The sequence below is a fragment of the Devosia faecipullorum genome (assembly GCF_015158295.1).
Taxonomy (GTDB): domain Bacteria; phylum Pseudomonadota; class Alphaproteobacteria; order Rhizobiales; family Devosiaceae; genus Devosia; species Devosia faecipullorum.
This window is the reverse complement of record NZ_JACDXV010000005.1, coordinates 208671-234975: the sequence shown is the minus strand read 5'-3', so window position 1 is coordinate 234975 and position 26305 is coordinate 208671. Positions and strand designations below refer to the sequence as shown.

25 protein-coding genes are annotated in these 26305 nt (G+C 64.3%); 10 read left to right on the top strand and 15 right to left on the bottom strand.

Features of this window, described 5'->3' with window-relative positions:
- Nucleotides 1–16: 16 nt before the first annotated feature.
- A complete protein-coding gene (locus H0482_RS12910) occupies nucleotides 17–946 on the bottom strand; it encodes a 2-hydroxyacid dehydrogenase (protein WP_193730468.1) in 930 nt (309 codons plus the stop codon).
- 144 nt (nucleotides 947–1090) lie between these two features.
- On the opposite strand from H0482_RS12910, the gene H0482_RS12905 reads away from it, so the two are divergent.
- Nucleotides 1091–1849: an NYN domain-containing protein gene (locus H0482_RS12905; protein WP_193730467.1), complete on the top strand. Its 759-nt coding sequence runs from the start codon at nucleotides 1091–1093 to the stop codon at nucleotides 1847–1849.
- Nucleotides 1850–1853: 4 nt separating this feature from the next.
- On the opposite strand, the gene H0482_RS12900 is transcribed toward H0482_RS12905, so the two are convergent.
- Complete coding sequence (locus H0482_RS12900) at nucleotides 1854–2240, bottom strand: DUF779 domain-containing protein (protein ID WP_193730466.1); 387 nt, start codon at nucleotides 2238–2240, stop codon at nucleotides 1854–1856.
- 152 nt (nucleotides 2241–2392) lie between these two features.
- Nucleotides 2393–3913, bottom strand: a complete 1521-nt coding sequence (gene adh, locus H0482_RS12895; RefSeq protein ID WP_193730465.1) for an aldehyde dehydrogenase — start codon at nucleotides 3911–3913, stop codon at nucleotides 2393–2395.
- A 207-nt stretch (nucleotides 3914–4120) separates the two neighbouring features.
- Between adh and H0482_RS12890 the strand changes: the two genes are divergently transcribed.
- A complete protein-coding gene (locus H0482_RS12890) occupies nucleotides 4121–5953 on the top strand; it encodes a sigma-54-dependent Fis family transcriptional regulator (protein ID WP_193730464.1) in 1833 nt (610 codons plus the stop codon).
- Nucleotides 5954–5963: 10 nt separating this feature from the next.
- Here the strand turns inward: H0482_RS12890 and H0482_RS12885 are convergent, their stop codons facing one another.
- Nucleotides 5964–6899 carry an AEC family transporter gene (locus H0482_RS12885; protein WP_193730463.1) on the bottom strand — a complete coding sequence of 312 codons (936 nt, stop codon included), beginning with the start codon at nucleotides 6897–6899 and terminating at the stop codon, nucleotides 5964–5966.
- 159 nt (nucleotides 6900–7058) lie between these two features.
- Between H0482_RS12885 and glpD the strand changes: the two genes are divergently transcribed.
- Nucleotides 7059–8534: a glycerol-3-phosphate dehydrogenase gene (gene glpD / locus H0482_RS12880; RefSeq protein WP_193730462.1), complete on the top strand. Its 1476-nt coding sequence runs from the start codon at nucleotides 7059–7061 to the stop codon at nucleotides 8532–8534.
- On the opposite strand, the gene H0482_RS12875 is transcribed toward glpD, so the two are convergent.
- The gene (locus tag H0482_RS12875) at nucleotides 8531–8680 is read right to left on the bottom strand and encodes a hypothetical protein (protein WP_193730461.1); all 150 of its coding nucleotides are present in this window, start codon (nucleotides 8678–8680) and stop codon (nucleotides 8531–8533) included. The genes glpD and H0482_RS12875 overlap by 4 nt on opposite strands.
- Here H0482_RS12875 and glpK point away from each other — a divergent pair.
- Both glpK and H0482_RS12865 read left to right on the top strand, forming a co-directional pair.
- Nucleotides 8667–10160 (top strand): glycerol kinase GlpK, encoded by a 1494-nt coding sequence (gene glpK, locus H0482_RS12870; protein WP_193730460.1) that lies wholly within the window; start codon nucleotides 8667–8669, stop codon nucleotides 10158–10160. The two genes, H0482_RS12875 and glpK, sit on opposite strands and share 14 nt — an antisense overlap.
- Nucleotides 10161–10216: 56 nt before the next feature.
- Nucleotides 10217–10519, top strand: coding sequence for an alkylphosphonate utilization protein (locus H0482_RS12865; protein WP_193730459.1), 303 nt, complete (start codon nucleotides 10217–10219; stop codon nucleotides 10517–10519).
- Nucleotides 10520–10540: 21 nt separating this feature from the next.
- On the opposite strand, the gene H0482_RS12860 is transcribed toward H0482_RS12865, so the two are convergent.
- The 4 genes from H0482_RS12860 to pdxH form a co-directional block, all read right to left on the bottom strand.
- Nucleotides 10541–11317 (bottom strand): DUF1499 domain-containing protein, encoded by a 777-nt coding sequence (locus H0482_RS12860; RefSeq protein WP_193730458.1) that lies wholly within the window; start codon nucleotides 11315–11317, stop codon nucleotides 10541–10543.
- 111 nt (nucleotides 11318–11428) lie between these two features.
- Nucleotides 11429–12559, bottom strand: coding sequence for a M48 family metallopeptidase (locus H0482_RS12855; protein ID WP_193730457.1), 1131 nt, complete (start codon nucleotides 12557–12559; stop codon nucleotides 11429–11431).
- On the bottom strand, nucleotides 12560–13765 hold the full coding sequence (locus H0482_RS12850) for a DUF898 family protein (RefSeq protein WP_193730456.1): 1206 nt from the start codon (nucleotides 13763–13765) through the stop codon (nucleotides 12560–12562).
- A 133-nt stretch (nucleotides 13766–13898) separates the two neighbouring features.
- On the bottom strand, nucleotides 13899–14528 hold the full coding sequence (gene pdxH, locus H0482_RS12845) for a pyridoxamine 5'-phosphate oxidase (protein ID WP_193730455.1): 630 nt from the start codon (nucleotides 14526–14528) through the stop codon (nucleotides 13899–13901).
- A gap of 110 nt (nucleotides 14529–14638) precedes the next feature.
- Here pdxH and H0482_RS12840 point away from each other — a divergent pair, with 110 nt between their 5' ends.
- The gene (locus tag H0482_RS12840; RefSeq protein WP_193730454.1) at nucleotides 14639–15595 is read left to right on the top strand and encodes a DnaJ C-terminal domain-containing protein; all 957 of its coding nucleotides are present in this window, start codon (nucleotides 14639–14641) and stop codon (nucleotides 15593–15595) included.
- Between the two features lie 172 nt (nucleotides 15596–15767).
- Here H0482_RS12840 and H0482_RS12835 read toward each other — a convergent pair whose 3' ends face one another.
- Nucleotides 15768–16706, bottom strand: coding sequence for an L-threonylcarbamoyladenylate synthase (locus H0482_RS12835; RefSeq protein WP_193730453.1), 939 nt, complete (start codon nucleotides 16704–16706; stop codon nucleotides 15768–15770).
- Nucleotides 16707–16768: 62 nt separating this feature from the next.
- Here H0482_RS12835 and H0482_RS12830 point away from each other — a divergent pair, with 62 nt between their 5' ends.
- The 4 genes from H0482_RS12830 to H0482_RS12815 all read left to right on the top strand — a co-directional run bounded on the left by H0482_RS12830 (nucleotide 16769) and on the right by H0482_RS12815 (nucleotide 19437).
- Nucleotides 16769–17695 carry a histone deacetylase family protein gene (locus H0482_RS12830; protein ID WP_193730452.1) on the top strand — a complete coding sequence of 309 codons (927 nt, stop codon included), beginning with the start codon at nucleotides 16769–16771 and terminating at the stop codon, nucleotides 17693–17695.
- Between the two features lie 27 nt (nucleotides 17696–17722).
- On the top strand, nucleotides 17723–17968 hold the full coding sequence (locus H0482_RS12825; protein ID WP_193730451.1) for an exodeoxyribonuclease VII small subunit: 246 nt from the start codon (nucleotides 17723–17725) through the stop codon (nucleotides 17966–17968).
- A gap of 141 nt (nucleotides 17969–18109) precedes the next feature.
- Nucleotides 18110–18706 (top strand): SCO family protein, encoded by a 597-nt coding sequence (locus tag H0482_RS12820; protein ID WP_193730450.1) that lies wholly within the window; start codon nucleotides 18110–18112, stop codon nucleotides 18704–18706.
- Nucleotides 18703–19437, top strand: coding sequence for a TlyA family RNA methyltransferase (locus H0482_RS12815; RefSeq protein WP_193730449.1), 735 nt, complete (start codon nucleotides 18703–18705; stop codon nucleotides 19435–19437). The genes H0482_RS12820 and H0482_RS12815 overlap by 4 nt, the downstream gene beginning before the upstream one ends.
- Nucleotides 19438–19496: 59 nt before the next feature.
- Here the strand turns inward: H0482_RS12815 and H0482_RS12810 are convergent, their stop codons facing one another.
- The 5 genes from H0482_RS12810 to H0482_RS12790 all read right to left on the bottom strand — a co-directional run bounded on the left by H0482_RS12810 (nucleotide 19497) and on the right by H0482_RS12790 (nucleotide 26112).
- Complete coding sequence (locus H0482_RS12810; protein ID WP_193730448.1) at nucleotides 19497–21041, bottom strand: dipeptide ABC transporter ATP-binding protein; 1545 nt, start codon at nucleotides 21039–21041, stop codon at nucleotides 19497–19499.
- Complete coding sequence (locus H0482_RS12805; RefSeq protein WP_193730447.1) at nucleotides 21028–21876, bottom strand: ABC transporter permease; 849 nt, start codon at nucleotides 21874–21876, stop codon at nucleotides 21028–21030. The genes H0482_RS12810 and H0482_RS12805 overlap by 14 nt, the downstream gene beginning before the upstream one ends.
- Nucleotides 21873–22823 (bottom strand): ABC transporter permease, encoded by a 951-nt coding sequence (locus H0482_RS12800; RefSeq protein ID WP_193730446.1) that lies wholly within the window; start codon nucleotides 22821–22823, stop codon nucleotides 21873–21875. The genes H0482_RS12805 and H0482_RS12800 overlap by 4 nt, the downstream gene beginning before the upstream one ends.
- 171 nt (nucleotides 22824–22994) lie before the next feature.
- Nucleotides 22995–24467, bottom strand: a complete 1473-nt coding sequence (locus H0482_RS12795; protein ID WP_193730445.1) for an ABC transporter substrate-binding protein — start codon at nucleotides 24465–24467, stop codon at nucleotides 22995–22997.
- A gap of 79 nt (nucleotides 24468–24546) precedes the next feature.
- A complete protein-coding gene (locus tag H0482_RS12790) occupies nucleotides 24547–26112 on the bottom strand; it encodes an ABC transporter permease (RefSeq protein WP_193730444.1) in 1566 nt (521 codons plus the stop codon).
- Nucleotides 26113–26305 lie beyond the last annotated feature (193 nt).

The following is a 26305-nucleotide window of genomic DNA, read 5'->3' as shown; positions in this document are numbered from 1 at the left end:
CAATCAGAACCTGTGCCTAGGTCACCGCGCTGATCAGCGGCTCGCCGGCAAAATGCCTTTCGAGATTGGCGACGAGCAGGGCGCCCATGGCGTCGCGGGTCTGGTGCGTGGCGCTGCCCTGATGGGGAGAGAGCACCACATTGTCCATTCCGAGCAGGGCCTGAGGCACTTGCGGTTCTTTTTCGAAGACATCGAGCGCCGCGCCGCCCAGCCCGCCATTGCCCAGCAATTCGACCATGGCCGCCTCATCGATCAGCGTGCCGCGCGCCACATTGACCAGCGCGCCCCTGGGGCCGAGCGCTTCGAGCACTTTTCGCGACACGATGCCATCGGTGCCCTTGCCGCCGGGGGCAATGACGACCAGCCAGTCGCTGTCGCGCGCCATGTCTTCGAGCGTATCATAAAAGATATAAGGCACGTTCTGCTGCGGGCTGCGGCCATGATAGACCACGCGCATCTTCATCGCCTGGGCCCGCACCGCGATTTCCTTGCCGATGCGACCGAGCCCGAGAATGCCCAGGGTCTTGCCGGTCAGTTCCGAAAAGAGGCCGAATTTGCCGCCGGGCCACTGGCCCCGCCGCACATATTGGTCCGCCTGCGGAATGCGGCGGGCCAGCGCGATCATCAGCCCGATGGCCAGTTCCGCCACCGCGTCATTGAGCACGTCGGGCGTATTGGTGACGCGGATATTGCGCGCCCTGGCCCCGGCAATGTCGATATTGTCATAGCCGACGCCGAAGCTGGCGATGATTTCGAGATTGGGCAGGGCATCCATCAATTCAGCCTGCACCCCCGAGCCGGCATGGGCGCGGATGCGCGCGCCGTGTTCAGAGAGCCAGGCGGCCTTGTCCGCCACTTCATGCAGCTTGTGCACGACATAGCGCTCGGCCAGCGCCCGTTCGCAAGAGGCAAGCAATGGATGGGTCTGGATAATCTCGATGGTCATGAAAGTAGTCTCCGTTGGCGGGAGACTAGTGCCCGGGTCGGCGAAGGCCAAGGGTAGTGGAAGCGTTTACCTTGCGCCGTTGCGCCGGTTGCCGGCCCGGCTCCAAGACAGCACACTGCTCCGATGGTGTGATGGAGCTCTGCAATGCCGACCAACAACCGCTCTCTCCGGCTCGCCGTGCTGATCGATGCGGACAATGTTTCGGCGCGGTTCGCGGATGGGCTTTTCGAAGAAATTGCCACGATCGGTGAGGCCAGTGTGCGCCGCATCTATGGCGATTTTTTGAGTTCTCGATCCAAGTCATGGGTGGAGGTGCTGTCCAAGCACGCCATCATTGCCCAGCAGCAATTCGCCAATACGATCGGAAAGAACGCCTCGGACATCGCGCTGGTCATCGATGCGATGGACCTGCTTCACACCGGGCGGTTTGACGGCTTTTGCCTCGTGTCGTCGGACAGCGATTTTACGCGGCTGGCATCCCGTATCCGCGAGCAGGGTGTCGATGTCTTCGGCTTCGGCGAACAGAAAACTCCCGAAAGCTTCCGGCAGTCATGCCGTCGCTTCTTCTATACGGAAAACCTACTGCCACATGGCCCGGAAGAGGCAGTGCCTGCAAGTGCGCCGCTGCCGCTGTATCCGCTCAGCAAGGCCGTGCCGATACTGAAAAAGGCCATCACTCAGATCGACAGCGAAGATGGCTGGGCAAATCTTGGTGAGGTCGGGAATCGATTGGCCAATCTGGCCTCCGACTTCGACTCGCGCAGCTATGGCTATGCCAAGCTCAGCGACCTGGTCCGCAAGACCAATTGCTTCGATATAGTCTCACCCAGCGGCGGTGCCATGCGTATCCGATTACGCAAGGCCAAGCCAAATGCGGGGGCGCATCTGAAGGTGGGCGCCTGAAGGCTCAGCCCGCTGCGCCGATGCTGACCGGGGCGCGGTTTTCGTGTTCGGCGTCGGTGAAGACGCGCGAGCGGGTGAGGAAGCGCTGTTCGGTGCCGTTGTCGAGGCTGAACATGCCGCCTCGTCCCGGAATGGCGTCGATGATGAGCTGGGTATGCTGCCAATAGTCGAACTGGCTGGGGGACATGTAGAACGGCGCGCCGCCGATCTCGCCCATTTTCACGTCGCGGTCCCCAATGATGAACTCGCCCTGTGGATAGCACATGGGCGAGGAGCCGTCGCAGCAGCCTCCCGATTGGTGAAACATGATGGCGCCGTGACGCGCCTTGATCTGATCGATCAGTGCAATGGCCGCCTCGGTGGCGACGACGCGGGGGACGGGGTGTTCCATGGCTCTGGCTCCGATCGGGGTGGGGCTCATTCCGGCGGGCGCCCGTATATGGGGGGAGAGACGGGGTCTTTCGGGTGGGGCCCGTCCCGCCGGAATGAACTGGGTAATCCCCGGGGAAAACCCCGGGGACTGCGCCTTGGGAGGAGCGCGTATTAGAAAAAGCCCAGCTTCTTGGGGCTGTAGCTCACCAGCATGTTCTTGGTCTGCTGGTAATGGTCGAGCATCATGCGGTGGTTTTCGCGGCCGATACCCGATTGCTTGTAGCCGCCAAAGGCCGCATGGGCCGGATAGGCGTGGTAGCAATTGGTCCAGACGCGGCCGGCCTGGATGCCGCGGCCGAAGCGATAGGCGCGATTGCCATTGCGGGTCCACACGCCGGCGCCGAGGCCATAAAGCGTGTCATTGGCGATGGCGAGCGCTTCGTCCTCGTCCTTGAAGGTGGTGACGGAGACGACCGGGCCGAAAATTTCCTCCTGGAAGATGCGCATCTTGTTGTTGCCGGCAAAGACGGTGGGCTTGACGTAATAGCCGCCGGCCAGATCGCCCTCGAACGTGTTGCGCTCGCCCCCGGTCAGCACCTTGGCGCCTTCCTGCTTGCCGATGTCGAGATAGGAGAGGATCTTTTCGAGCTGTTCGGACGAAGCCTGCGCCCCGATCATGGTGGCGTCATCGAGCGGGGAGCCCTGCACGATGGCTTCGACGCGCTTGATCGCCCGCTCCATGAAGCGCTCATAGACCGATTCCTGGATCAGGGCGCGGCTGGGGCAGGTGCATACTTCACCCTGGTTGAGGGCGAACATGGTGAAGCCTTCAAGCGCCTTGTCGAAGAAATCGTCATCCTCATCCATGACGTCCTTGAAGAAGATATTGGGCGATTTTCCACCCAGTTCCAGCGTCACCGGAATGAGGTTCTGGCTGGCATATTGCATGATCAGCCGGCCCGTCGTGGTCTCGCCGGTAAAGGCGATCTTGGCGATGCGGTTGGAGGAGGCCAGCGGCTTGCCTGCTTCAAGGCCGAAGCCGTTGACGATATTGAGCACGCCCGGCGGGATCAGGTCTTCGATCAGTTCCATGAGGAAGAGGATCGAGGCCGGGGTCTGCTCGGCGGGCTTGAGCACCACCGCATTGCCGGCGGCAAGCGCCGGGGCCAGCTTCCAGGTGGCCATCAGGATGGGGAAATTCCACGGAATGATCTGGCCCACCACGCCCAACGGCTCCTGGAAGTGATAGGCGACGGTGTCGTTGTCGATCTGAGAAATGCCGCCTTCCTGGGCGCGGATGGCGCCGGCGAAATAGCGGAAATGGTCGATGGCCAGCGGAATGTCGGCGGCCTTGGTCTCGCGGATCGGCTTGCCATTGTCCCAGGTCTCGGCCAAGGCGATCAGTTCGAGGTTTTCCTCGATGCGGTCGGCAATCTTGTTGAGCATATTGGCGCGTTCGGCCGGCGAGGTGCGGCCCCAGGCCGGAGCGGCCTTGTGCGCGGCGTCGAGCGCCCTGTCGATGTCGGCGGCCTTGCCGCGCGCCACCTTGCAGATCACCTGCCCGGTAATGGGCGAAGTATTGTCGAAGGTTTCGCCGTCAACGGCGTCCATCCATTGTCCGCCAATGTAATTGCCATATTTGGCCTTGTACGGAGATTTGGTGCGCTGGCCGATAAATTCGGGCTTGTTCAAGGCTTCCTCCCTTGGTTCCTGAATGCAGACCATTAAGAGCAACCATCATGCCAGTTCGGCCAAGCGCTTGATTTCGCGGGCCAAGTCTTCGTGAACGCGACGCGGCTTTACACCGGGGCGTTTGCGGCGCAACACTTTGCAACACTTGGATCTGATGGCGAGCGCAACAAGCGTTGCAAATTGCCACAGATGGGTAGGGAGGCGAGAATGAACCTGTCGTCTGACCTGACGCTGGCGGCGGCGCGCGAAAAATTCTTCTCAGGACATGTTCTGCCCGAAGGGCTGGTGCCGGCGCCGATCCTCAGAAGCTGGCAGCGCTGCGCCGAGCAGGGGCTGGATGCCGGCGATAATGTGCTGGCCGAACCCATGACCGCCGGCGAATTGCGCCAGCTCCAGCAGCAGAATGAGACGCTGCGCCTGATGAGCCGGCCCGAATTGATGATCCTGCGGGCCGAGGCCAGGCTGACCGACAGCGTCGTTATCCTCACCGATGCCAAGGGCACGCTGCTCGACGTGGTCGGCAGCGCCGAATTCGCCGGCGCGGCGGCGCGGGTAGCCCTGCAGCCCGGCGTCGCCTGGTCGGAAAATTCCACCGGCACCAATGCCATCGGCACCGCCATGGCCGAGCGACGCGCCATCGCCGTGCATGGCGGGGAGCATTTTTTCGAGCCGCATGGCATTCTCCATTGCGCTGCGGCCCCCATCATCGATCCCTTCGGCAAGCTGGCCGGGGTGCTCGACATGTCCGGCCATGCCGATGCGGGCCATACCCATGCGCTGGGACTGGTGCGGCTGGCGGTGGAACAGATCGAACACCGCTTCTTCGCGCGCGGCTTCGAGGACAAGACCGTGCTGCGCTTCCATAAGCTGGGCGACCTCCTGGGCACGCCACGCGAAGGCGTATTGGTCTTTGACGGCGACCGGCTGCTGGCGGGCAATCGGCGGGCGCTGAGCCTTCTGGGACTGGACCGGCTGGCCTTTCGCAAGACCACCAGCGATGAATTGTTCGAACGGCTGGACACCGATCTGCGCAGCGTCGGCGGCGAGCGCTTCAGCGCCATTGTGCAGCGGCCCGAGGAGCGCCCCCAGGCCAGCCTGCATCCGGTGAGCGGCATGGCGCGCCAGAGCGGCCCCTATATGATTGCCGAGACGCGCGCCGATCTCGAGCGGGCGATCAAGCTGGTCAATGCCGACATCCCGGTTCTGGTGAGCGGGCCGACCGGCTCGGGCAAGGAGGTGTTCGCGCGCCATCTGGCGGAGCGCTCCAGCCGCGCCGGCAAGCCCTTCGTCGCGGTCAATTGCGCCGCCCTGCCGGAAAGCCTGATCGAGGCTGAATTGTTCGGCTATGAGGCGGGAGCCTTTACTGGCGCCCGCAAGGGTGGCGCACGGGGGCTGGTGAGCCAGGCCGAAGGCGGCATCCTGTTTCTCGACGAGATCGGCGACATGCCGCTGCTGCTGCAATCGCGCCTGCTGCGGGTCTTGCAGGACAAGCAGGTGTCCCCGCTCGGCGGTGGCCCGCCGAAAAAGACCGATTTCGTCGCCATCTGCGCTACCAATCGCGATCTCAAGGCCATGGTCGATGCCGGCACATTCCGGGCCGATCTCTATTTCCGCATCGCCCAGGTCAGCATCAGCCTGCCCGCCGTCGCTGAATTGCCGGAGCGCCGCGCTCTGATCGAATATCTCTGGCAGGCCCATGAAGCCGGGCATGGCAGGCTGCCCGATGCCGTGCTCGACCGGCTGGAAGCCCATGACTGGCCGGGCAATCTGCGCGAACTGGCCAATACGCTGCACGCCACCTCGGCGCTGGCGGGGCCGGGCCAACGCGTCGGCCTCGACGATCTGCCCAATCATATCCAGCCGCCTGCGCGACGCACCTCCCCGCTGACGCCATCGGGCGAATTGGGGGAATTGACCGAAGCGGCCATGCGCCGGGTGGTGGAATTGAACCGGGGCAATCTCTCGGCGGCGGCGCGGGCCCTGGGCATTGACCGCTCGACGCTTTACCGTCGGCTGGTCTGGGCGGGTAAGGCCAATTGAGCGCCCTTCGCTAGAGGTTCAGCAGGAATAGCCAGCCCGAAATGGTCAGCGCCGAGAGCAGGGTGGCGATCAGGATGGTGTTGGCGGCAACGCTGGTGCCGCGATCGTAATAGGTGGCGAAGACATAGATGTTGACGCCGGCCGGCATGGCGGCGAGCAGGATGCCGTAGCGGGCGATGTCCATGGGTACGTGCAGTACCCAGATCATCAGCGCATAGGCGATGGCGGGGTGGACGATGAGCTTGATCAGCGCGGCCACCAGCGCTTGCCGCCAGTTTTCGCTGAGGCGGAATTCGTTCAGCGCTCCGCCAATGCCGAACAGGGCCGCCGGCACCACGGCCTGGCTCATCATCACGAAAAAGGCTTCGGCCGGCTCGATCAGTTTCAGATTGAGCAGCGAGCCGACAATGCCCGCCGCAATGCCCCAGATCAGCGGATTGGAGACGACGCGACGGACGGCGACCAGGAGCGTCCGGCTCAGCCTCTGGCCGTCGCGCCGCGCCAGTTCCATGGTGACCATGCCCAGCGTCAACAGGATCGCCCCATGCAGGCCGATGATCGAAAGGGTGACGGGCAGGGCGCCCTCGCCATAGGCCCGGGTCATGATCGGCAGGCCGATCAGCACCGTATTGGTAAAGGTGCCGGCAAAGCCCACCGAGACGCTTTCGCCGGGCGGATTGCCGAACGCCTTGCGGGCGATGCCGATGCCGATGACGAAACAGATGATGGCGCCGAGATAGAACGGCCCGATAATGGCCGGATTGAAGGCGGAGCGGAAATCGCTGCTGCTGATCGAATAGAACAGCAGGCACGGCGTGGCGAAATTGTTGACGAAGGCAATCAGCGCCTTAATGCCCTCGGCGGGAAAGAGGCGAAACCGCACCGCGCCATAGCCGAAGGCCATGAGCGCAAAAATCGGGGCGATGATGGCGAGGATGTCGAGCATTGGCCGGATAGCCTTGGCCGAAAGGAAGGAATGCCAGCCGTACTCTGCGGTTAGGAGCAGGTCAATGCCCTGCTTGTATGGAAGTTTAAACGAAATATCCCCATTACAAAACGAACCTAAATGCACTATAAACGAAACATGGTGAGCGGAGGCGGCTACATGCTGGATATTTTCGTGATCGGCGGCGGCATCAACGGCGCCAGCGTGGCGCGCGATGCGGTGGGTCGAGGCTATTCGGTGGCCCTGGCCGAGATGAACGATCTGGCTTCGGGCACGTCCTCGGCGGCCACCAAGCTGATCCATGGCGGCCTGCGCTATCTCGAACATTACGAATTCCGTCTCGTGCACGAAGCCTTGGCCGAGCGGGAAGTGCTGTGGTCGGCGGCGCCCCATGTCATCTGGCCGCTGCGCTTCGTTCTGCCCCATCACAAGGGCCTGCGCCCGGCGGCGGTGCTGCGGGCGGGGCTCGCCCTCTATGACCATATGGGCGGAAGGCGGCTCCTGCCGGCGACCAAGACCCTTGACCTGACGCGCGACGAGGCCGGCAAGCCGCTCAAGCCCGGCTATCGGCTGGCCTTCGAATATTCCGATTGCTGGGTCAATGACGCGCGGTTCGTGGTGCTCAATGCGCGCGACGCCGCCGATCGCGGCGCGTCCATCCATGTGCGCACCAAGGTGGTCTCCGCCCGGCGCGAGGATGGTGGCTGGACCATCGAGCTTGACGGGGAGGGGGGCAAACAGGTTCTGCGCGCCCGCATGCTGATCAATGCAGCGGGCCCCTGGGTGGATGAGGTGATCAATGGCGTGCTGGGCCACAAAGAAGCCCACCATGTGCGGCTGGTCCAGGGCAGCCATATCGTGGTCAACAAGCTTTACGATCACGACCGCTGTTATTTTTTCCAGAACAGCGACGGGCGGATTTTCTTCGCCATTCCCTACGAAGACGATTTCACCCTGATCGGCACCACCGACCGCGATTATCACGGCGATCCGCGCGACGTGAAAATCACCGCCGAGGAGACCGATTACCTGCTCGCCGCCGCCAATGAATATTTCGCCAAACAGGTGACGCACGCGGATATCGTCTGGACCTATTCGGGCGTACGGCCGCTCTTTGATGACGGAGCCAGCGCCGCGCAGGAAGCGACGCGCGACTATGTGCTCAAGCTCGAGGGCGATGCCCAGACCGGTGCGGTGATCAACGTCTTTGGCGGCAAGCTCACCACGTCGCGGCGGCTGGCGGAATCGGTGCTGGAAAAGATCGAGGCCGTGCTCGGCGGCAAAGGTCCGGCCTGGACAAAAAACAGCACGCTGCCGGGCGGCGATTTCGGGGTGAAGTCGTTCGAGGCCGAATTGCGCCGGCTGGGCATGGATTATCCCGCCATGGGGGCTGGCCTGTTGCGGCGGCTGCTGCGACTTTACGGCACCAGGGCGCGGGTCATATTGGGCGGAGCGAAAAGCCAGGCCGATCTCGGCACCCATTTCGGCGCCGATCTCTATGGAGCGGAAGTGGATTATCTATTGGCCCAGGAATGGGCGCGCAGCGCCGAGGACATTTTGTGGCGGCGCACCAAGCTGGGATTGCGGGTGACGCCGGAGGACGTAGTGCGGCTGGAGGATTATCTGGCGGGCTAGCCAACCACCGGGTCATTCCGGCGCAGGCCGAAATCCAGGCGCGGGACTGGCCGCAAACCCGGCTGTCGTGGATAGATGCGGATATGGATTCCGGCCTGCGCCGGAATGACATTGCGGGCGGAGGAGACTTTGATGACCAAATTCATTCTGGCTATCGATCAGGGCACGACATCGAGCCGGGCGATCCTGTTCGACGAAAACCGCAAGATCGTTGGCGTCGGCCAGAAGGAATTCCCGCAGATTTTTCCGGAGGACGGCTGGGTCGAGCACGATCCGGAAGAGATCTGGGAAAGCGTCGTCTGGTCGGTGAAGACGGCGCTGAAAGAGGCAAGGATCGCCGCCGGCGACATTGCCGCCATCGGCATCACCAATCAGCGCGAAACCGTGCTGATCTGGGACCGCGCGACCGGCAAGCCGATCCACAATGCCATTGTCTGGCAGGACCGGCGCACCGCCGCAATCTGCACGAGGCTGCGCAAGGAGGGGCATGAAAAGCTCTTCACCCGCAAGACCGGCCTGCTGCTCGATCCCTATTTCTCCGGCACCAAGGTCAAATGGCTGCTGGACAAGGTCAAGGGCGCGCGCAAGCGCGCCGAACAGGGTGAACTGGCCTTCGGCACGGTGGACAGCTTTCTCATCTGGCGGCTGACGGGGGGCAAGATGCACGCAACCGACGCCACCAATGCCGGACGCACGCTTCTGTTCGACATCGGCAGCAACCAATGGGACAGCCAGCTTTGCGGCCTGCTCGACGTGCCCATGGCCATCCTGCCCCAAGTCAAGGATTGCGCCGATGATTTCGGGGTGACCGATGCGGCCCTGTTCGGCGCATCCATTCCCATTCTGGGCGTGGCGGGCGACCAGCATGCCGCGACCATCGGGCAGGCCTGTTTCGAACCGGGCATGGTCAAATCCACTTATGGCACCGGCTGCTTTGCCCTGCTCAATACCGGCACCGACATGGTGCGGAGCAAGAACCGGCTCCTGACCACCATTGCCTATCGGCTGGACGGCAAGACCATTTATGCGCTGGAAGGCTCGATCTTCATCGCCGGGGCCGCGGTGCAATGGATCAGGGATGGGCTCAAACTGGTCAAGCATGCCAGCGAGACCGGGCCGCTGGCGCAATCGGCGGACCCAAGCCAGCAGGTCTATATGGTGCCCGCCTTTGTGGGGCTGGGCGCGCCCTGGTGGGATGCGGAGGCGCGGGGTGCGATCTATGGGCTCACCCGCAATTCCGGTCCCGCCGAAATCGCCCGCGCCGCCCTCGAAGCGGTGTGCTACCAGACGCGCGACCTGCTCGAAGCCATGCGCAAGGACTGGAAAGGCGGGGCGGGGGAGACGGTGCTGCGCGTCGATGGCGGCATGGTAGCCTCGGACTGGACCATGCAATTTCTCGCCGACATTCTCGATGCGCCGGTCGATCGCCCGACCATTCTCGAAACCACCGCCTTGGGTGCGGCGTGGCTGGCGGGCATGAAGGCCGGCATCTGGCCCGGCATGCAGGATTTCGCCGCCAGCTGGGCCCGCGACACCCGCTTCGAGCCGGATATGGACGCGAGCACGCGCAAGGCCAAGATCGTCGGCTGGGACCGGGCGGTGCGGCGCACCTTGAGCGCGTCATAACTGCCTCCTGACCCCTCGGGCTTGGCAAAGCCCGCCGGGCCTGCGATAGGACCGGCATGAACACGGACAATGACGATTACGTTTATGACGAAGCGAGCGGCGAATGGCTGCCCGCTTCGGAGGTGAAAGCTGCCGCCGCCGAGGCTGCCCAGGTGCGCGACGCCTCCGGCAATGTGCTGGCAGACGGGGATTCGGTGGTGCTGATCAAGGATCTCAAGGTCAAGGGCGCCGGCCAGACGCTGAAACAGGGCACAGTGATCCGCTCCATCCGCCTGACCGACAATCCCGAAGAGATCGATTGCCGGCACGACGCCATCAAGGGGCTGGTGCTGCGCACCGAATTCGTGCGCAAGCGCTGAGGCGCTTTTCGCCGCCCGGCCCTATTGCCCGTTGCCAATATCGACGTCGGGAACCGCGTCTTCCACGGGGGCCGGGTCGTTGATCTTCGGATTGTCGCGCAGCAAGGCGGTGACTTCATTGTCCAGCGCCCCCAGAAAGGCGCTGATGCGCATGCCGTTGGAGCCAAAATCGATGGGCGCGCCGATCGAGGCGGAGCGCATGTCCACGCGTGCGCCCCGACCATTCGGGCGGATGAGCAGCACCGCTTCCTCCCGCCAGCCCGGCAGGGTGACGATGCGGGCATTGATGCGGCCCTGATCCGGCGCGGTGAGCGGCTCGATACGGCGCCTCACATCCCAGTTTTCGGCCGCGACCAGCCGGTCCACCAGCGCGAACAACTGGACGACATCGAGCGGATAGAGGCGCGTTTGCGCATTGGGAAAGACGCGCGCCTGTTCCTCCGGCGGCAGCATTCTTGCCGGGGGCATGGCGGCGGTGTCGGGCTCGAAGATCAGCGGCAAGTCGCTGCGCGGGGCGGTGGCCATGTCGGTGACGGGCGGGTAGCGCAGGGCCAGCGCGCCATAATAGGCAAAGGGCAAGAGGCATATCAGCCCGAGCACGAGCCCGCCCAGCGCCCGCGCCCAGCCCCGGTCGCCGCTGACCCAGAGCCGCGCCAGCGCCCCGAGCGCCACCAGCACGGCCAGCGCCGCGACCGCCCCCGCAAAGAGGATCAGCACCAGAAATATCGAGGCGTCGATGAAGCCTTCCCGATGCATCAGCACCGGGAGCAGGACGAGCGGCAGGGCAAGGCTGCCCAAGCGGCGTGCCCAAATGGCCCATTTCGAGGTTCTGATCTTAATCCGCAAGGCGTCGTCTTCCCGTGACGCGGCCAGGATAGCGGCAAGGTGTTGCGCTTGTTTGAATCTGTCTCAAGGGGCGCTGCTGCCGATGCACATGGAGCGGATCGCCTGCCATTCATCGCGCGTGAACGGGGGTTCGAGCCCATCGGGGCGCTCCTGCCCCAAAAGGGTGAGGGCGGCGAGCCGTTCATCGGTCAGGGGATGGGTGTTGAACAGGGCGAGCGCCCGGTCGAAAGCGCTGTCCTGGGAGACCCTGCCGATGAGATTGGCCAGCGCCCAGGGTTGGAAATCAAGCCTTTGGGCGACATCGGCGGCGAAGCGGTCCGCCTCGTGCTCGGCCTCGCGGGAAAAACGGGAATCGATGAGGGTCGCGCCCAGTCCCGCCGCCACCGAAATGCCGGTCATGTCGCCAAGGATGAAGCCGACCAGAAGGCCGGTGCCGGCGGTGGAGACCAATTGCTCCATGCCGTGGCGATAAACGACATGGCCCAGTTCATGGGCCAGCACCGCCGCGAATTCGTCCGGCGTGCGGGCGGCATTGAGCAAGGCGGAGAAGAAATAGACCCGCCCGCCCGGCAAGGCAAAGGCATTGGCGACGTCGGAGCGCACCACCCGCACTTCGGGGCTGAACGGGGTGCCTACCCCATCCAGCGCCGCATCGACAAAGCGGGCAATGGCGCGGTTGGCATGGCTTTGCGGGTTCGGATCGCAAAGCGGCAATCCGGCCTCGTCGCCCAGGCTGGACTCGATCTGGCTGGCGACGGTCTGGCCGATCCCGTCTTCCCAGCCCGGCGGCACCAATTGCACCACGCGTGTGGCGATCAGCGGCACGCCGAAAATATAGGCGGCGATCACCATGGCCAGCGCCATGGTGGACAGCGCCGCCAGCCGGATCTGCCTGCCGCGCTCCTGCTTTTGGCGCTGCGCCAATAGCGGCAGCGTGGCGCGGATGCGCCCGATATGCTCGGCCCCGGCGACGACGACGCGCGCGCCATCGTTTTCGCCATTGGCGCCGATGCGGATTTCGTCGCGGCGGGCGGGGACCAGATAGAGGTTTTCGGCCGGCCAGGCGGCGAGCGGGGCGCCGGAAACGGCATCGAGGACCAGAAGGCGTCCGCTTTCTCCCTCGTGCTCGTAGCGCAATTGCGTCTCGTGGACCCGGGAGACCAGACCGTCATGGAAGCGCGCGGGAATGGACATTCAATATCCTCCCACATTGAGGGCATCGGCCAGCCCTTCGCCGGCCAGCGCCTTGTCTTCGGCGCGCGCCTTGACGTCATCGAGACTATCCAGTCCCGAGACGGACGCGCCGCGCGCCACGAGCCACCAGAAGCCGTAACCCAGCACCAATTCGCTGACGAAGATGAAGGCCGCCAGCACCAGCAGATAGCCGGTGACGATCGCCAGAAGCGTCACCACGCTCGACTGGATTGAGGCCATCAGCACGTCGAGATCGAAGCCGCCCCCCGAAAAGGCTTCGGCGGCTACGAGGCCGAGCACGATGAAACCGCCCAAAGCCAGCACCAGATAGGCCGCCCCGAGGGCGAGGGCGAAGAGCAGATATTGGGCCAGAAGCCGCAGGGCGGAAAGGCGCAGCGTGAGGCGCGCATCGCCCAATTGCACCGCGGAAAACATCCGCGTCATCTCTGCGGCCCGATAGAAGGTGGTGAGAACCAGGCCGACAAGGGCCAGCAGCAGCAGATTGCCATAGGCGGAAGCATCGGCCGCGAGCGGCTCCTCGAAGAGCTTGGCCTCGTCGGCCATGACCAGCGCGACCAGCGCCATGACCGCCACAGCCACCCAGGTCAGGTAATAGGGCAGGGCCAATTGCCGCCAGCTTCCGGCAAAGCGGAATTGCCGGTCGCCGTAAAAACTGTTGGCATAGCGGTAGCGCCAGAGCGAGGCGGCCATGAAGGGATAGGCCAGGCCCAGCGTCGCCACATTGAGCAGCGACCAGAAGAAGCGGCGCAGGCCATAGCGCCAGGCGCTGCCGCCCTGATCGAAGCGGATGCCGCGCCAGAGGGTGCGCGAAAGCCGGAAATCGCGGGCCCGATATTGGGCATAGCCGTAGAGGAACCACACCAGGATTGCCACCAGCCCATAGCCGGTGATGACGATCTCGACCGATTGGGTGGAGAGATAGAAGAACAGCCCATAGAGCGGCAGGAACACGGCCAGGGCCATGAGAAAGCCGATCAGCAATTGCTGGGCGTCGCCGGTATATTCCAGCATGTCGCCGCCGAGCCCGGTATGGCCCCAATAGAAGCGGCGCTTACGCGTGGTCAGCCAGAAACGGTTGAGCCCGATCGTCGGCACCATCAGCACGTAGCCGCGCAGCAGCATCACCGCCAGATCCCAGCGCGATCCGCTAAAAGTCAGACTTTGGCTTCTCGGATCGCTCTGCATGTCGCCCTCGGGATGACCGCAGTATTAGGCGAGGGCGCGGGGAATGGGAAGGTGGGACCGGTGTGCCGCAGGCCCGTCCGGCACCGCCGATCCTTCCCGGCGGATTCGTGCGGTGCCATAGAGAGGGACGTCTCTAGGGATATAGCCGCGCGCTTTCCCAGGCAGCGTCCGCGTCTTTGCGCGTGAACCGGACCCGGTCATGCAGACGGAATTCGCCGTCCTTCCAGAATTCGATGGATAGCGGCACGAGGCGAAAACCCGACCAATTGGCCGGGCGCGGCGCCTCGGCATCGCCGATCATGGCGGTGACTCTATCGACTTCATCCAGCATCTGCTGCCGGCTGGCGAGCGGGCGCGATTGCCTGGAGGTAGCCGAGGCGATGCGGCTGCCCTTGGGGCGCGAGGCGAAATAGGCATCGGCGTCGGCGTCGCTCACTACCTCGACGGGGCCGCGCATCCGCACCTGCCGGCGCAGGCTTTTCCAGTGCATGACCATGGCGGCCTGCGGATTGGCCTGCAATTGGCGACCCTTGTCGCTCTCGAAATTGGTGAAGAAGCAAAAGCCCCGCGCGTCGCGGCGATTGAGCAGCACCATGCGCACATCGGGCAGGCCCTGTTCGTCGGCTGAGGCCAGCGCCATGGCATGGGGGTCATTGGGTTCCGATTGCTGCGCCAGGGCGAACCATTCCTCGAAAATGGCGAAGGGATCGAGCGGCGCGCGCACGCTATCGTCGAACAGACTTTCGGTGAGGGTTTGCAGCATGGTGAAATTCCCGCTTTTGCCATGGGGAAACTGGACAAGGCCAGGGGGCGTGGCCATATAGAACCCAACACACGGGGCGGACAATGCCCCAACGCAAAGATTGGAACTTGATGCGCGATCCTTACACCGTACTTGGGGTGACGCGGTCCGCAAGCGAGAAGGACATCAAGTCCGCCTATCGCAAGCTGGCCAAGAAATACCATCCCGACCAGAATCCCGACGATTCGTCCGCCCATGGCAAATTTGCCGAAGCGACCCATGCCTATGACCTGCTCAACGACAAGGACAAGCGGGCCCAATTTGACCGTGGCGAAATCGACGCCGAAGGCAATCCGCGCTTTGCCGGTTTCGGCAATGGCGGCTTCGGCGGTGGTGCGCGCCCCGGAGCCCGTCCGGGCGCGGCTGGCGCCGGCGGCTTTTCGGCCGAGGATATCCTCAAGGAATTCATGAGCGGCTTCGGCGGCCAGCCGCGTGGCGGCGGCCGCGCCTCTGGCGGCGCGCAATGGGATCCATTTGCCGGTGCGACGGCAGGTGGCGCGGGCGCCGGGCCCGGCGCGCGCATGAGCAAGGGCGACGACTTGGTGGTCAACGTGACCATCTCGCTGGAAGACGCGCACAAGGCGGCTTCGGTGCCGGTGCGCATGCCCAATGGCAAGATGCTCAACGTCAAGCTGCCCGAAAAGGTCGAGGAAGGCCAGCAGATCCGGCTCAAGGGCCAGGGTACGCCCAGCCCCATCGGCGAGCCGGGTGATGCGCTGGTGACGATCAGATTCGAAAAGTCCAAGACCTTCCGCCGCGACGGGCTGGACGTGCGCACCGATGTCGCCGTGCCGCTCTATGACGCCGTGCTCGGTGCCAAGGTGCGGGTGGCCACGCTGGATGGTCCGGTGGAACTCAACCTGCCGCCCGGCGTCGATACGTCCAAGGCGCTGCGGCTCAAGGGCAAGGGGCTTTACGGCGAGGGCGACCTCTACGTGAATATCCGCGTCGTGCTGCCGCCGGGCGGCGACGCCGACCTTGAAGCGCTGGCCCGTTTCATGCGCGACCAGAAGCCGTACAAGGTTTAAGGGGGGCCCGCCCCCTGCACAGATGGTCACCCCGGCGAAGGCCGGGGTCCATGGTGAAGGCCATCTACGGCATCACGCATGCGGCGGGAGCACAGCATGGATCCCGGCCTGCGCCGGAATGACCCCGTGGGTGTTTCGAAACAAGTGTGAAATGATCTGAAAGACCGGCGCTTTATTCCCGCGGGGCCGCCGCCCGTCTCAGCCGGTCGTTGATCGCTTCGCCCAGTCCGGTCTCGGGGATGGGCGCGACGGCGATGGATTTGGCGCCGGTCCCATCCAGTTCATGCAGCATGGCAAAGAGATTGCGGGCCGCTTCGCGCAGATCCCCGCTTGCCGAGAGATTGCGGCTGATCCCGGCAAAGGGCGCACTAGGGCCGAAGGCCAGCCAGGCATCGCCGGCTTCAGGCACCGCATCGAGCCTCATATGGGCATTGGGCGCATAATGACTGAGCATCATGCCCGGCGCTGAAATCGCGGCCCCCGTCGCGGCTTTTTGCACCTTGAGGCCGGTGACGCGCTCGATTTCCTCGCGCGCCAGCGCTCCGGCGCGCAACTGGATCAGGTTTTCCTCATCAATGGCAATAATGGTGGATTCGACACCCGATTTGCAGGCCCCGCCATCGAGCACCGGCACTTTTCCGGCAAAGCCGCGCTGCACCTGTTCGGCGCTGGTGGGGGAAAGCCGGCCGGAGGGATTGGCGGAGGGCGCGGCCAGCGGCAGGCCGGTTTCGCGCAACAAGGCCAGGGCCAGAGGATGATCGGGGACGCGCAGGGCCACAGTATCGAGCCCGGCGGTGGCCACATCCGCGAGCCCATGGCCGGGCCTGAGCTTGAGCACGAGACTGAGCGGGCCGGGCCAGAAGGCTTCGGCCAATTGGCGGGCCAACGGCGAAAATTCGGCCAGGCTTTCGGCCATGGCCAGATCGGCGCAATGCACGATCAGCGGATTGAAACGCGGCCGCCCCTTGGTCTCGTAGATCGAGAGCACCGCATCGGCATTTTTCGCATTCGCCCCCAGTCCATAGACCGTCTCGGTGGGAAAGGCGACGAGACGCCCGGCGCGCAACAGCGCGGCGGCTTCGGCGATGTCCAGCGGCAAGGGTGCGTTCATGGCGGTTGTTTGACAACAGGCCCGGCCCGCGTCAAGACGGGAGACGAGAGCGGAGAGCGCCTTTGACCACGCTGCTGGTGAGCCAGACCAATTTTGCCGACCACCAGACCCCGCAGGGGCACCCCGAACGGGCCGACCGTATCCGCGCCGTCAATGCGGCGCTGGCCGCCAGCCAATTCGACGCCCTTTTGCGCCGCGACGCTCCCTTCGCCGACCTGATGCTGGCCGAACTCGTCCATGACCGCCACTATCTGGGCCGCCTGCGCGATGCACGGCCCGCCGAGGGCATCGGTCAGCTCGATACCGACACCTTCATCTCCGACAGCTCGATGGACACGATCGCCACCGGCCTGGGCGGGGCGCTGGCGGCGCTCGATGCAGTGCTGCTGGGCGAGGCCGACAACGCCTTCTGTGCCATTCGCCCCCCCGGCCACCACGCCGAAATCGCCAATCCCATGGGCTTCTGCCTCATCAATACCATTGCCATCACCGCGCGCGAAGCGCAGCGCAAATATGGCGCGGATCGGGTCGCCATCGTCGATTTCGACGTGCACCACGGCAATGGCACTCAGGACATCTTCAAGGACGATCCCTCCGTCTTCTATGCGTCGAGCCACCAGATGCCGCTTTTTCCCGGCACCGGGCATCCACGCGAAACCGGCATGGGCAATATCGTCAATGCGGCGCTGCCCGCCCATTCGGGCGGTGAGGCGATGCGGGAGGCCTATCGGGAGACGATCCTGCCGGCGCTGGACAATTTCGCCCCCGACCTGCTGCTGATCTCGGCTGGTTTCGATGCCCATCAGCGCGATCCGCTGGCGCAGCTCGAATGGGTGGATGCCGACTTCACCTGGGTCACCGGAAAGTTGATGGAGGTGGCGGGGCGGCGTTGCGCCAATCGCATTGTGTCGCTGCTCGAAGGTGGTTATGACCTCAAGGGCCTTGAGGGCGGGGTCAGCCATCACGTGGCCACGCTGCTCAACGGCTGATGCAACAGACAAATCGCGGAGCCTCCGATGGCCGATAATGACGATGTGAAGGGGCTGAGCTTCGAGGCGGCGCTCGAGCAATTGGAACAGATCGTCGCCAAGCTCGAAAGCGGCCGCGCGCCGCTGGCCGAATCCATCGCTATCTATGAGCGCGGCGAAGCGCTGAAGGCCCATTGCGAAACCCTGCTCAAGACCGCCGAGGCAAGAATCGAAAAGATCACGCTCAGCCGCGATGGCAAGGCGACCGGAACCGAGCCGCTCGACGCCAATTGAGGCGCGGCAATCTGCCTGTTGCCTCGCTCATTGGGGCAGCGCATCAAAGCGAATGGCTCCCACCGCCATAGTCAGCACCGGGCTTGTCCCGATTGATGCAGCAATGCTGGCGGAGCGGATGAACGTTTTGAGGTTTGAGCGATGACGAACAAGACTCTGCGCAATTTCCGCATCGTGCTTTGGGTATTGGTGGCAATCGCCGCCATCGGGGCCACGGCGCTCTATGTGTTCCAGCCGCCAAAGCGCCCACTGGGCGTGACCGGCCAGGAATTCGCGCTGACCTCCACCAAGGGCGGCACCTTCACCCAGGACGATCTGCGCGGCACGCCCAGCCTCATCTTCTTCGGCTATACGTTCTGTCCCGATGTCTGCCCGACGACGCTGGCCGAAACCACAGCCTGGCGCGCGCAATTGGGGCTTACCGCCGAGGATCTGCGCATCATCTTCGTTACCGTCGATCCCGAGCGCGACACCGCTGAAATGGTCAAGGATTATGTCGAAGGCTTCGATACCAGCGTTATCGGACTGGTGGGCGATGAGGCCGAAACCGACCGGGTCAAGGCGGCTTTCGGTGTGTTTTCGGAAAAGGCCGGCGACGTGGACAGCGAATTCTACCTCGTCAACCACACCGCGCTGACCTTCCTGATCAAGGGCGACGGCTCCTTCCAGGGCACCATTGCCTATGAGGAAAACGGCGACACGGCGCGCGCCAAGATCGAGCGGCTGGTCAAGGGGTGAGCCGTATCCGGCTCGACCTGGCGCTCGAACAGCGCGGGCTGATGCCGAGCCGGGCGCGGGCCCGTGACGCCATTCTGCGCGGCACCGTGCAGGTCAATGGCGCGCCGGCCAGAAAGCCCAACCAGATGGTGGGCGAAGCCGATCTGGTAACGCTGGACGATCCCGCCGCCGCCTATGTATCGCGCGCGGCGCTGAAGCTGATCGCCGGGCTCGACGCCGGGGCCGTCGCAATTGCGGGCAAGACCTGTCTCGATGTGGGTGCGTCCACCGGCGGCTTCACCCAGGTGCTGCTGGAGCGCGGCGCGGGCCGGGTCTATGCCGTCGATGTGGGGCATGACCAATTGCATCAAAGCCTCAGGGCCGATGCGCGCGTCGTGAGCCTTGAGGGCCACAATGCGCGGGAACTGGACCGTGAGACGATTGCCGAGAATATCGACCTTCTGGTTTCGGATGTGAGTTTTGTGTCCGTCACCAAGGTACTGGCCGCGCCTCTCGGCCTTTGCGGACCCGATGCAAGGGCATTGATCCTGTTCAAGCCGCAATTCGAGGTTGGCCGGGAATTCGTCGGCAAGGGCGGCATCGTCAGCGATGCGGCGGCCAGCGAACGGGCCATGGCCGAGGTGATCGCTTTTGTCGAAGACGTTGGCTTTGCCTTGCAGGCAAAGGTGGTCTCACCCATTGCCGGGGGTGACGGCAATATCGAGACGGTGCTGGTGTTCGGGCGCGGCTAGATCGTTTATTGGCCGCATTTGCGAACCGCAATACCGTCTCCACTTTTGCGGCAAACGCTTTACGCCACATCCGGCAGGCGCGCCGCCATCAGCGCTCGGGTCAGCGCGTGCTGCGGATTGGCAAATAAAGCTTTGGGGCTGCCGGTTTCGACGATTTGCCCCGCCTCCATCACCAGCACCCTGTCGGCCATCGCCGCCACCATGTCGAGATCGTGGCTGATGATCAGATAGGTGAGGCCATGCTCCTGGCGCAGTCGCGCCAAAAGGTTCAGCACTTCGGCGCGCACCGAGACGTCCAGTGCCGAAACCGGCTCGTCCAGAACCACCAGCCGCGGCCGCGTCACCATGGCCCGGGCAATGGCGAGGCGCTGGCGCTGGCCGCCGGAAAATTCATGCGGATAGCGCGCCAGCATGGCTGGATCGAGCCCGACTGACATAATGGCCTCGCGCAGCCGGGCTTCCCTTTCGCCCGGCCCCAGCGGGCCCAGCAGATGCAGCGGCTCGGCCAGCGATTGGGCGATGTTCATGCGCGGATCGAAACTGCTGAACGGATCCTGGAACACCAGCGACAATCCGGCGCGCAAGGACGGGGGCAGGTCGCGCCCGTGATAGGGCCGGCCATTGAGACGCATCACGCCGCTGCTGGCGCTGTCCAGCCCGACGATCATCCGCGCCAGCGTGGTCTTGCCACAGCCCGAGGGGCCGACCAGCGCCACGCATTCGCCCGCCCCGATGCTGAAGCTGACCGTGTTGACGGCGCGCAAGGGCGGACTTGTCCAGCGCCAGAACCCGCCCTGGCCGTAATCGCGGCTGACCGCTTCGAGTTCCAGCAGCGTCGCGCCGGGCTCGAGGCCGGTCTGACGTTTTTCCATCCGGGTGGCGGCCAATAGTTTTTGCGTATAGGCCGCCCGCGGCTGCGCCAGCAGGGCGGCAGTCTCGCCCTGTTCGACCAATTGCCCGTTCTGCATGACCGAGATATGTGAGCAGAGCGCCGCCACGGCGCGCATGTCATGGCTGATGAACAACAGACTCATGCCGCGCCGGTCGCAGATCGCCGCGATGAGGTCGAGCACCTTGCGCTGGGTGATGACATCGAGTGCCGAGGTCGGCTCGTCGGCGATCAACAGATCCGGCGCGCCGGCCAGCGCCATGGCGATCATCGCCCGCTGCCTTTGCCCGCCGGACAATTGATGCGGAAACCTGTCCCGGTGCTCGTTTTGCAGGCCCACTTCGAGGAGCAGCGCGGCGACGTCGGCTCCGCTGGCCGAGAGGTCCGCCGCTTCGGCGATCTGCGCGCCGATCTTCATCAGCGGATTGAGCGCCGTCATCGGCTCCTGAAACACCATGCCGATATGGCTGGCGCGCAATCGCGCCATGTCGCGCTCGGCGCGGGGCAGGGGTGCGCCATCGAAACGGATCGTGCCGGAGCTTTCGGCATTGTCGGGCAGCAATCCGGCCATGGCGAGCGCTGTCAACGACTTGCCCGAGCCGCTTTCCCCGATAATGCCGAAGCGCTGCCCCTTCCCGATGGCCAGCGACAGGCCGGAAACGGCGGGGCGGCCAGCAAACCCAATCGAGAGATTGTCGATCTCAACCAGCGCCATGGTTCAGACCCTCCCGGCGCAGGCGTGGGTCGATGGCATCGCGCAAGCCGTCGCCAGCGAGGTTGAGGGCGATGACGATGAGGACGATGACAAGGCCCGGCACGATGCCCAGCCATGGATGAATGAGGAACAGGCTCTGCGCATCGCGCAGCATGAGCCCGAGACTGGTGGCAGGGGCCTGGGTGCCGAGCCCGATATAGGACAGCCCCGCCTCGGCCAGAATGCCCAGCGACAATTGGATCGTGGCCTGAACGATGGCGAGACTGGCAATATTGGGCAGCATGTGACGCCAGGCGATGGCGGCATTGCCGAGACCCGCCAGTCGGGCGGCGGAAACGTAATCCTGCGTGGCTATGGCCAGCGCGCCGCCCCGCGCCACCCGCGCAAAGACCGGGATGTTGAAAACGCCGATGGCGATGATGGCATTGAGTTCGCCTGGCCCCGCCAGCGTGGCGACGAGAATGGCGATGACCACAGAGGGAAAGGCGAAGGTGACATCGGAAATGCGCAGGACCAGCCATTCCACCGCCCCGCCCCAGGCGGCCGCCGCCAGCCCCATGGGCACGCCAATGCCGATGCCGATCACCAGCGCCGAGGCGGCGACGAGAAAACTGGTCAGGGTGCCGCTCATCACCAGCGAAAGCATATCCCGGCCCAGATGATCGGCGCCCAGAAGATGGGGCATGCCCGGACCGGCAAAGCGGCGGGCGATGACGATCTGCTCGATCGGATAAGGCGTCCAGACCAGCGAGACCAGGCCCAGCAGCGCGAAGGCCAGCGTCGCGCCGAGGCCGATGATCAGGCTGGGATGGCCAAGCAGCGACCGCCAGGTCATGAATTTTCCCTCCGCAGGCGCGGATCGACCAGCGCATAGAGCAGGTCGGTGACGAACATGGTGGCGGTGACGGCGAGCACCATCACGATGGTGGCGCTGCGCACCAGGACCAGGTCGCGCTCGGAAATGGCGGTGAAGATCAGCCGCCCGAGGCCGGGCAGGTAGAAGACATTTTCGACGATGATGGTGCCGGCAATAAGAAAGGCGAATTGCAGGCCCAGAATGGTCAGCACCGGCAGCATGGCATTGCGCAATCCATGCCGCCAGATGGCCTCGGCCTTGGTCAGGCCCTTGGCGCGGGCGGTGCGAATAAAATCCTGTTCGGCCACGTCCACCAGGGCGGTGCGCATGACCCGCGCCAGAATGGAGGCCTGCGGCAGGGCAAGCGCCAGTCCGGGCAGGATCAGCCCGCGCAGGGCCGCCCCGGCATCCTCGTGCCATGGGGTGAAGCCGCCCGTGGGCAGCCAGCGCAGGCCGACTGCAAAGACCAGGGTCAGCAGCATGCCGAACCAGAAATTGGGAATGGCGATGCCGGTCTGGGCGAGGATCATGATGCCGGTATCGGTGGGCTTGCCGCGCCGCATGGCGGCGACGATGCCCAGCGGCAGGCCGACCAGCATGGAGAGGATCATCGCCATGATTGTGAGCGGCAGCGTCACCGCCATGCGCTCGGCGACGAGCTTGGATATGGCGACGCGCTGGGTGGCCGAGATGCCGAAATCGCCCTGCATCATGCCACCGATCCAGCCGAAAAACCGCTCATGGGCGGGCGCGTCGAGCCCCATCTGTATCCGCATTGCGGCGATGCTGGCCTCGGAAGCGTTGATGCCGAGCACGAAACGCGCCGGATCGCCGGGCAGGAGATCAAGCAGGACAAAGATCACCAGCGCAGCGATGAACAGCGTGACCGCGAAAGTGAGGAGGCGGCGGAGGAGGTAGACAATCACGTGGTTTTTCCGCGCTGACGAATAGGCGGCTCCATCGCCTCCCTCCCCGTTGAGGGGAGAGATAATGGATGGGAGTGCTGAGCTATCAACGAAATTGGAGCACGCGGAAATCGCTGAACCCCCACCCCAGCCCTCCTCCCAACGGGGAGGGGACAAGCCGGTGGGTGCGGCCTATTCCACCCAGTGAATATCCCGTAGCACCACGCCTTCGATGGGCGCATTGGGCCACATGCCTTCGAGCTTGGCGTTCCACACTCCGGTCTGGGCCAGTTCGAACAGATAGATATTGACCGCGTCATCGGCGATGATGGTCTCGATCTGCTGGGCCAGCGCCTTGCGTTCGGCCTCGTCCGTGGTGGCATTGAGCGTCTCGTTGAGGGCCTGAACTTCAGGATTGTCGTAGCCGAAATAGTAATTGGGATCGGCATAGATGCCAATGTCGAAGGGCTCGACATGCGCGACGATGGTGAGGTCGAAATCCTTGTTGGCCAATACGTCTTCAAGCCATTGCGCCCATTCCACATTGATGAGCTCCAGCCTGATGCCAACCTGGGCGAACTGGCTGGCGATGATCTGGCCGGAGAGGCGCGCATAGGCGACCGGCGGCAATTTCAGCGTCGCCGAAAAGCCATCGGGATAGCCGGCTTCGGCCAGCAGCGCCCGCGCGGCGTCGGGGTCATAGGGATAGGTGCCGGTCAGGTCGAGATAATAGGGATGGTGCGGGGCGAAATGGGTGCCGATGGGCACGCCGTAGCCATAGGTGGCGCCGTCGATGACTTCCTGCCGGTTGAGCGCATGGGCCATGGCCTGGCGCACGCGCAGATCGTTGAACGGCGCCCTGGCATTATTGGTGCCGACGATGGTCTCGCCTTCGGTGGAGCCGACCAGCACCTTGAAGCGCGGATCGTTCTCGAACACCGCGAGGGCTTCGGGGGCGAAATTATTGGTGCCGTCGACATCGCCGGCAAGCAGCGCATTGGTCAGCGTCGCCGTGTCGGAAATGAACATATAGGTGGCCTTGGTCAGCGCCGGGGCCTCGCCCCAATAGGCGCCATTGCGTTCCAGGATCACCCGGCTGCCGCGGTCCCATTGCGTGAAGGCGAAGGGTCCGGTGCCGATCGGTTCGCTGGCATTGTTGTCGGCGCTTTCCGGCGCGACGATCACCGCATCCCCGCGCCCCAGATTGAACAGGAACAGGCCATCGGGGCGCGACAGCGTGAACTGGGCGGTCAAGGGGTCGATGACGCTGACATTGTCGATGGGCGTGTAGAGCGCCTTCTGGGCGTTGACGCTGTCTTCGGCCAGAATCCGCTCGAAGGTGAACTTGACGTCATCGGCATCGAAACCGGTGCCGTCATGGAAGGTGACGTTGTCGTGCAGGTTGAAAGTATAGGTCAGCCCGTCCTCGGCGACGCTCCAGCTTTCGGCGAGGCCCGGCTGCACCGCACCGTTCTGGTCGATGCGGACCAGTCCCTCGAAGACGTTCTGATAGACCACTACGTCGATGGCTTCCGCCGCGCCCGCCGTGGGGTCCAGCGCCGGTGGCTCGAGTGCCACGCCGATGCGGATTTCCGTCGGCTGCGCCCAGGCGGCGCTGGAGGCCAGAAACACGCCCGCAAGCGCCAGCAGAATTGTTTTGGTCATCGTCGTCTCCTCAAGCCGAACCGAACCGGCCGCCGCTAGATATAGGGCAAGACGCCCGCTGGCACACCCGCCCGCCGGGTTAAACTTTTCGCCTATCCCCGGCCCAGGAAGCAAGAATGACCGGAAACGTGCCCACCAGCACAATGCACAGCGCTGGCAGCGCCGCCTGGGCGAACAGGCCCACATTGGCGCGCGAATAGACCAGCGTCGCCAGCGTCTCGACGCCCATGGGCCGCAGCAGCAGCGTGGCGGGCAATTCCTTGACGATTTCGACAAAGACCAGCATGCCCGCCGACAGAATGGCCGGGGAAAGGGTCGGCAGATCCACGCCGAACAAGGTGCGCAGCCGGCTCGCCCCCAAGGCCCGGCTGGCGTCGAGCATGGCCCGTCCGCGTTTCTTCATCGCAGCGTCGAGCGTGGAATGGCTGACCGCGAGAAAACGGATGGCATAGACATAGATCAGCGCCGCCATCGAGCCGGAGAGGATCAGGCCCGGCCGCCAGTCGAACAGGGCCATGGTCATGCGATTGAACCACAGATCGGCCTGGCCCAGCGGCTGCAAAAGCCCCAGCGCCAGCACGGTGCCGGGAATGGCATAGCCCAGAGTGGCGATGCGGATCAGCCCCGAAGTCGCGCCCTGCTTCTCGCTCAGCCGCGCGGCGGTGAGGCCGAGAGCCACCGTCACCAGCGCCCCGATGGCGCCCAGAATGAGCGTGGGCAAAAGCGCCTGCCACATCAATTGTAGCGTGGGGGCATGGTAGAGCCGCACCGAGAGATAGAGCAATTCGCCCGCCGGTATGCCGAAGCCGATAAGGAACAGCACGGCGCAGAACCCGAAGGCCAGCAGGCGCCGTCCGCCGCCGAGCACTTCGCGCGCCGGCGGCACGCGGCTGTCGCGCTGGGCCGTATAGACCCGGTTCCGCCGCGCCTTCTGCTCGGCAATGATCAACAGGCCGATGACCAACACCACTGTCACCGCCAATTGCGCCGCGCCGCCGAAATCGGAGCGATTGATCCAGGTGGAATAGATGACATTGGTGATGGAATTGATGCCGAAATATTGCACCGCGCCCAGATCGTTGACCACTTCCATCATCGCCAGCGTCATGCCGACGACGAGGGCCGGTCGGGCGACGGGCAGGACCACGGCGAAGAAAGTGCGCGCGCCATTGGCTCCCAGGGTGCGCGCCGCGATGCTGAGCGCGCTCGATTGCATGAGGAACAGCGCGCGGCAGGCGACATAGCAATAGGGATAGAGCACGGCAGAGAACACCAGCATGGCTCCCCATTGGCTCTTGATATTGGGAAACCAGTATTCGCGGATCGTGGTCGCGCCGGTCAGTTCGCGGATGAAACCCTGGATCGGCCCGGTGAAGTCGAGAAATTCCACATAGGCATAGGCCGCCAGATAGGTGGGCACGGCCAGGGGCAGCACCAGCGCCCAATCGAAAAGCCGCCGCAGCGGAAAATCGTAATGCGTCACCAGCCACGCGGCGACGAGGCCCATGGCGCCGGAAATGATCCCGACACTGGCCATCAACAGCCCGGTTTCGCGCAGCGCCGTGGGCAACATGGTCGCGCCGAGCCCGTTGCTGCCGGTGCCCAGCGCGCCCAGGGCCGAAACGGCCAGCCAGATGATCGGCATGCCTGCCGCCAGCACCAGGACAAGCGGCAGAACCGGCAGGGTGAAAGCCCCGCCGGTTCGCTCAAATCGCGTCTGTGTGGTGCCGACTGCTATACGGATTCTCCACTCCGTTTTTATTGTCCCACGCCCTGAGGCTCCATCGCCTCTGCGTGGAGAGCCCCGATAGGCACCCTCCCCTTTGAGGGGAAGGGAT

Excerpts from the sequence above, each read along its gene's own strand:
- H0482_RS12805 (WP_193730447.1), bottom strand. The coding sequence starts at position 21,876 with ATGACCTGGCGGTCGCTGCTTGGCCATCCCAGCCTGATCATCGGCCTC.
- H0482_RS12900 (WP_193730466.1), bottom strand. The coding sequence starts at position 2,240 with ATGGAACACCCCGTCCCCCGCGTCGTCGCCACCGAGGCGGCCATTGCA.
- H0482_RS12795 (WP_193730445.1), bottom strand. The coding sequence starts at position 24,467 with ATGACCAAAACAATTCTGCTGGCGCTTGCGGGCGTGTTTCTGGCCTCC.
- H0482_RS12790 (WP_193730444.1), bottom strand. The coding sequence starts at position 26,112 with ATGCCGATCATCTGGCTGGCCGTTTCGGCCCTGGGCGCGCTGGGCACC.
- glpD (WP_193730462.1), top strand. The coding sequence starts at position 7,059 with ATGCTGGATATTTTCGTGATCGGCGGCGGCATCAACGGCGCCAGCGTG.
- H0482_RS12825 (WP_193730451.1), top strand. The coding sequence starts at position 17,723 with ATGGCCGATAATGACGATGTGAAGGGGCTGAGCTTCGAGGCGGCGCTC.
- glpK (WP_193730460.1), top strand. The coding sequence starts at position 8,667 with ATGACCAAATTCATTCTGGCTATCGATCAGGGCACGACATCGAGCCGG.
- H0482_RS12890 (WP_193730464.1), top strand. The coding sequence starts at position 4,121 with ATGAACCTGTCGTCTGACCTGACGCTGGCGGCGGCGCGCGAAAAATTC.
- H0482_RS12810 (WP_193730448.1), bottom strand. The coding sequence starts at position 21,041 with ATGGCGCTGGTTGAGATCGACAATCTCTCGATTGGGTTTGCTGGCCGC.
- H0482_RS12865 (WP_193730459.1), top strand. The coding sequence starts at position 10,217 with ATGAACACGGACAATGACGATTACGTTTATGACGAAGCGAGCGGCGAA.
- H0482_RS12820 (WP_193730450.1), top strand. The coding sequence starts at position 18,110 with ATGACGAACAAGACTCTGCGCAATTTCCGCATCGTGCTTTGGGTATTG.
- H0482_RS12840 (WP_193730454.1), top strand. The coding sequence starts at position 14,639 with ATGCGCGATCCTTACACCGTACTTGGGGTGACGCGGTCCGCAAGCGAG.
- H0482_RS12885 (WP_193730463.1), bottom strand. The coding sequence starts at position 6,899 with ATGCTCGACATCCTCGCCATCATCGCCCCGATTTTTGCGCTCATGGCC.
- H0482_RS12905 (WP_193730467.1), top strand. The coding sequence starts at position 1,091 with ATGCCGACCAACAACCGCTCTCTCCGGCTCGCCGTGCTGATCGATGCG.
- pdxH (WP_193730455.1), bottom strand. The coding sequence starts at position 14,528 with ATGCTGCAAACCCTCACCGAAAGTCTGTTCGACGATAGCGTGCGCGCG.
- H0482_RS12835 (WP_193730453.1), bottom strand. The coding sequence starts at position 16,706 with ATGAACGCACCCTTGCCGCTGGACATCGCCGAAGCCGCCGCGCTGTTG.
- H0482_RS12850 (WP_193730456.1), bottom strand. The coding sequence starts at position 13,765 with ATGCAGAGCGATCCGAGAAGCCAAAGTCTGACTTTTAGCGGATCGCGC.
- H0482_RS12855 (WP_193730457.1), bottom strand. The coding sequence starts at position 12,559 with ATGTCCATTCCCGCGCGCTTCCATGACGGTCTGGTCTCCCGGGTCCAC.
- H0482_RS12910 (WP_193730468.1), bottom strand. The coding sequence starts at position 946 with ATGACCATCGAGATTATCCAGACCCATCCATTGCTTGCCTCTTGCGAA.
- H0482_RS12875 (WP_193730461.1), bottom strand. The coding sequence starts at position 8,680 with ATGAATTTGGTCATCAAAGTCTCCTCCGCCCGCAATGTCATTCCGGCG.